The sequence below is a fragment of the Actinoplanes aureus genome, from assembly GCF_015704865.1.
GTDB lineage: Bacteria > Actinomycetota > Actinomycetes > Mycobacteriales > Micromonosporaceae > Actinoplanes > Actinoplanes aureus.
On sequence record NZ_JADQTO010000075.1, the window covers coordinates 1 to 5,423 of the forward strand.

The 5,423-nt window shown below is 68.6% G+C and carries 3 protein-coding genes; 2 read left to right on the forward strand and 1 reads right to left on the reverse strand.

The genetic code is table 11. The features are described from left to right. Positions 1 to 1,043 precede the first annotated feature (1,043 nt). Positions 1,044 to 1,571: a hypothetical protein gene (locus I4J89_RS48875; protein ID WP_196421071.1), complete on the forward strand. Its 528-nt coding sequence runs from the start codon at positions 1,044 to 1,046 to the stop codon at positions 1,569 to 1,571. Between the two features lie 310 nt (positions 1,572 to 1,881). Here the strand turns inward: I4J89_RS48875 and secA2 are convergent, their stop codons facing one another. Then, on the reverse strand, positions 1,882 to 4,053 hold the full coding sequence (gene secA2, locus I4J89_RS48880; RefSeq protein WP_196421072.1) for an accessory Sec system translocase SecA2: 2,172 nt from the start codon (positions 4,051 to 4,053) through the stop codon (positions 1,882 to 1,884). 59 nt (positions 4,054 to 4,112) lie between these two features. On the opposite strand from secA2, the gene I4J89_RS48885 reads away from it, so the two are divergent. Then, positions 4,113 to 5,237 carry an integrase core domain-containing protein gene (locus tag I4J89_RS48885; RefSeq protein ID WP_309238810.1) on the forward strand — a complete coding sequence of 375 codons (1,125 nt, stop codon included), beginning with the start codon at positions 4,113 to 4,115 and terminating at the stop codon, positions 5,235 to 5,237. Positions 5,238 to 5,423: the final 186 nt, after the last annotated feature.

Here is a 5,423-nt window from a genome sequence, read left to right on the forward strand (position 1 = left end):
CCACCGACCTGACCACCGCCGTGAAGAACCGCCTCAAACGCATGCAATACCGCCACGGACTGATCGACGGCTACCTCACCGGAACCGGTCTATCCCCACCAACCTCAGCCGGACCCTGACCCCAAAAAGTGTCTAGAGTGAATCCGGCACGTATCGTGGTCAGGACTAATGACGCACTCATCTCGGCACGATCGCGTGATGGATGGACGGCTATGCACCCAGGGCTCCAGCAAAAGTCGGGCCGCTAGACTCCGCGCATGCAGCATTGCCGACTTTTCTCCCCAAAACGCACAGCGATCGGGGCGCTACTGCTGGTTCTGGCCGTAGCCGGCTGCGACTCCAAGGCGGAATCGTCCTCCGATGCCCTACCGTCGAGCCCTGATACCGCCGCCGCCGCGACCGCCTCCCGCACTGCTCTCCTCCCAAGTCCCCGCGACGCCGAACCTTCCGCATCTCCCTCTCCCACCGTGGACGAGTCACGGAAGCCCAAAGCGACCCGGAAGCCCAAAGCGACACAGAAGACGGCGGCGCCGGGCGGGGGCGGCACCAAGTACACGAAGTGCGTCGACGGCGACTGCAAGGTGTCCTTCTCCGATTCGGTCGAATTCCCACTCGCCAGGTGGAAGGTGTCGGCCTCCATGGAGAATGGCGGTGTCAGTGTGCGACTGACCAAGGCCAATGGCTTGGGCGGCGGTGGCGGCTTCATGGCAGGGCCCGGGTGCACTGTGGCGGTACACGCCGACGGCGGCGGACGAGTCGGATGCGACCAATCCGCAGCCAAGCCAGACCCGGGAGGATACGTCGTACACCTGCTGGAACTGGACGGGAACACCGCGGTCATCCGAGCGATCCTGGGCTGACTGTGAGGATCGCTGTCGCAGCCTGACCGTGCTGGGCTGTGTTCTGGTGGCCGTGCGTGTGGCCTCTTGGTCCAACTGGCTTCGCGCCTCTGAGCCGACTCTTTCACACGCGGTCACCGGACGGGTCTGCTGCACAGCTGCCCTAGGGACCCTCGGCGCCGTGCCATGATCGATACTGCGGTCATGATCCCCCGGTCGCTGGGCACCATCGGCGCATTCACGATAGTCGCCCCGCTCGCCGCTTGCCTGCTCGCCGCGTGCGGCGAACCCGGACACGAGCGCTGTCCCGACCACGAAGAACAGCGGGTGAAGGTCCTGGCACAGCTTCCCATCCTGCAGGCGCGCCCTTCCTCCACGACAGCCGCCGACGCCTACTCGGGCTGCGGAGTGGACCACTCCGGGGACGCGATTCCTCCCTACGCCGGTCAGCGCTACCACAGCACGCTGGCGGAACCCGACATCCGCGCCTTCTACTGGGGCGAGCTGATGAAAGACGGCTGGCGCAATGCTTCGCCGGCCATACCCCCGGAGGTAGCACCGTCGCTCGCTTTCCAGCGCGGCGTGTCATGTCTGGTCAAAGACGTCGCCGGCGCAACGGCGGTGTTCACCATCTCGTTCGACCCGCCACCAAGCCCATCGCCGTCTCCAGCAGCACCCATGGCATATACCGTCGAGGCGGCTGATAGTCCGCTTCGCCTGTCTGCCTGTTGACCTTTCGCCTCGCCTCGCCGGCGTCACGTCCGTCCCTGCCCCTATTCCGTTGAACGCTCGCCCCTGCCTGACAGGTCGAGAGAGGACCCGGGGTTTGGAACCCCCGGTGAGCGTTGTCGGCGGGATAAGTGAGCTGTTCAAGGCCCGTGGCGCATCGTTGCTCAGAAGAACTGGCTCAAGACCCCCTCGCCAAGAAGGTCCGCGTAGTGTCCTGAGTCGTTGACTCGTTGGCAGTAGCGGGCGATGGATTCGAGGATCTGGTCGGCGGTCTTGGTCCAGACGTTGGGCCGTCGCGCGGCAGGCCGGAGGTTCAGCGGCCCACCGTGGACGACCAGCCGGAGCGGAGCAGGTTACGGACGCCGGAGAAGAACTGCTCGAGACCGGCGTCGAACGGGGTGTCGTCGACGACGTAGGTCCACGTGGCGCTCGGGCGGTCGAGAACCGGGTCGGGCGCGGCCGGGTCGAGAGCGGCGAACGCGTCGGCGGCACGCTGCTCGGCCGCCGGGATCAGCTGCCGGAAAAGGGGGATCGCGGCCCGGTGGAACTCGTCGAGAGGGTCCAGGTTGGCGAGCGAGCGCAGGTGGATGCCTTCCCGGAGTTCGGCCATGCCGGACAGGTGATCGGCCCACGCCTGGTCCAAGTGGAACAGCAACAGCTGCCGGGTCACCGCCGCGAGCCGCGGGTCGACCGGGTGGAACCGGGCCATCACCTCGAGCGCGCGGTCGGTGGTAAGGATTTCCTCGCGATAGGCGGCGATCGTGGTCCGGTGCTGTTCGAGCAGGTAGTGGTAGCGCCAGGTGTTGCGGTGCACCTCGAGATCGACCTGTTCGGCGAGGCGCTGGGCATCGGCGGCCGGGCGTAGGCCGTACCGTAGGAGCAGCTCGTCCTCCTTGCTCACGAAGAACACCGAGCCGCCCGGATCGCCCTGCCTCCCGGCCCGGCCGCGCACCTGATCGTCGACGCGGCTGCTGTCGTGGCGGCCGACCCCGATCACGTAGAGACCGCCGAGCGCCGCGACTCGCGCGTGGTCGGCCTGGTCACTGCCGCCGAGCCGGATGTCGACGCCGCGGCCGGTCATCTGGGTGGAGACGGTGACGGCCCCGGGGAGCCCGGCCTCGGCGACGATCGCGGCTTCCATGGCGTCGTTGCGGGCATTGAGGACGGTGCACGGGATGCCCGCGTCGCGCAGGCGGGCGCCGAGCGCCTCCGAGTCGGCGACACTCGGCGTCGCCAGGAGTACCGGCCGGCCGGTCGCGTGGGCCCGAGCGACCTCCGCGACGACGGCGGCGTCACGCTGCCCGATGGTCTCGTGGACGCGGTCGGGTGCATCCAGGCGGATGCACGGCCGGTGCGGCGGCAGTACGGCGATCTCCAGGCTGTAGAACTCGCGCAGCTGCTCCCCGACCGGCAGGGCGGTGCCGGTCATCCCGGCCACCCTCCGGTACTGCCCGAGCAGCGCCTGCAGGGTGATCGTGGCCAGAATAGTGCCGCCGCCGCTGCCGGTCAGCCCCTCCTTGGCCTCGACCGCAGCCTGTAGCCCGTCGGGCCAGCGGCGGCGCCGGGCGACCCGGCCACGGAAGCCGTCGACGAGTTCGACCCGGCCGTCCCGGACGATGTAGTCGACGTCCCGGGTGAGCAGCGCCGACGCATACAGCGCCAGATTGACGGCGGTCAGCAGATCCAGGTTCTCCGGCTGGTAGAGGTGGACACCGCCGAGACCCTGCTCGGCGAATGCGATGCCGGCCGGGGTGAGATGCACTGCCTGGTTCTCGTCGGCGACCGTGTAGTGCTCGTCGCGGATCATCGCCCGGACCAGCGCGGCGATCCCGGGCGCCAGATCAGCCCCCGCGCCGGTGGAACCGGCCAGCACCAGCGGCACACGCGCCTCGTCGACCAGTATCGAGTCGGCCTCGTCGACGATGACGGCGTGCAGGGGCTGCTGCACCCGGTCCGCGGCGTCGGTGCAGAGCCCGTCGCGGAGGAAGTCGAAGCCGGCCTCGTTGACCGAGACGTAGGTGACGTCACGCCCATACGCCACCCGCCGCTCCTGCGGCGTGGAGGCCTCGGTCACCCAGCCCACGGTGACGCCGAGCCGCTCGTAGAACGGCCACATCCACTCCACGTCACGCCGCGCCAGATAGTCGTTGACGGTCAGCACGTGAACCGGCCCGCCCTTGCTGAGCTCAGCCGCAGCGATCGCGGCGGTCAGGGTCTTGCCCTCACCGGTCGCCATCTGCACCACCCGGCCGTCGATCAGCGCCAGAGCCCCGACGAGCTGCTCGTCGTACGGCCGCAGCCCCAGCGTCTGCCACGCCGTCTCCCGGGCGATCGCACAGAGCTCGGCTCGTGGCGTCCCCGTTCCCCGGGCCTCAGCCCAGAGCGGCCGCAGGTCGACGGCCGAGCCGGGCGGCCGCACCACCCAACGCCGCAGGAACTCCACCCAACCCGCAAGCGCCACCGTGTCCCCCTCACGTGCCAGCATCCACTCTGCCCGATCTCATCAGACCGCTGCCACCCTGTGGGGCTCGCAAACTCAATCCGGTGTCTGACGTGCGAGTATGTGCGGCGTTACCGTCCCGATGGCTGTCAGGGTGCGGGGTCATGAGCGTGTCGTTGGTGTATCTGTTGTTGCGCCAGGTGATGCAGATGTTGACCCAGCTCGCCCGCGACGACGGCGCGAAGGACGTCGAGCTTCTGGTTTTGCGCCATCAGGTCGCGGTGCTGCGCCGGCAGGTAGCTTGTCCCATGCTCGAGCCCGCCGACCGGGTCGTGCTGGCTGCCCTGTCGCGGCTGTTGCCCCGCGCGTGCTGGCCGGTTTTCTTTGTCACGCCGGCGACGCTGCTGCGCTGGCACCGCCAGCTGATCGCCCGGCACTGGACCTACCCGCACGTCAGACCCGGACGGCCTCCCGTCGATCGGCAGATCCGCGAACTGGTGCTGCGCTTGGCGGCGGAGAACCCGACCTGGGGGCATCGCCGGGTCCAGGGTGAGCTGGTCGGCCTCGGGTACCAGGTCGCCGCCAGCACGGTGTGGAGGATCCTGCACCAGGCGGGCGTCGACCCGGCACCGCGACGGGCTGGTCCGACCTGGCAGCAGTTCCTGACTGCCCAGGCGCACACCATCGTGGCATGCGATTTCTTCACCGTCGATACGGTGTTCCTCCGACGCATCTACGTGCTGTTCTTCCTCGAGATCGCCACCCGCCGGGTCCACGTCATCGGCGTGACGGCTCACCCCACCGGCGGGTGGGTCGCCCAGCAGGCGCGGAACCTGCTGATCGACCTCGACCAGCGAGCTGACGGGTTGCGGTTTCTGCTGCGCGACCGGGACGCGAAGTTCACGGCCGCCTTCGACGCGGTGTTCACCGCGGCCGGCATCAAGGTGATCAGGACGCCGCCGCGGGCGCCCCGCGCGAACGCGTTTGCGGAACGCTGGGTGGGCACTGTCCGGCGGGAGTGCACCGACCGCATGCTGATCGTCGGGGAGCGGCATCTGGCCGCCGTCCTTGCTGGCTACACAGCGCACTACAACGTACACAGGCCGCATCGCTCGCTGGGCCAGCGGCCACCCGAGCCCCGTTCGCACGTCACCGACTTGACCGCTGACAAAGTCCGGCGGCGCCCGGTCGTCGGCGGGTTGATCAACGAATACGCGCGGGCAGCGTAGCTGAACCGACTTTGCGAGCCCCACAGGTTTCTGCCAGTCAACTTTGTTCGTGCTGACGACGGTGGTGTCGGCCGGCTCACCGTTGGCAGGTTTGCCGGTCGAGGTTCAGCTTCTGGGGAAGATCTCGGTCTCGGGGCGCTGCATGTACTCCATCGCCGCGGTGAACTCTGGGTCGCCGAAGCGTCG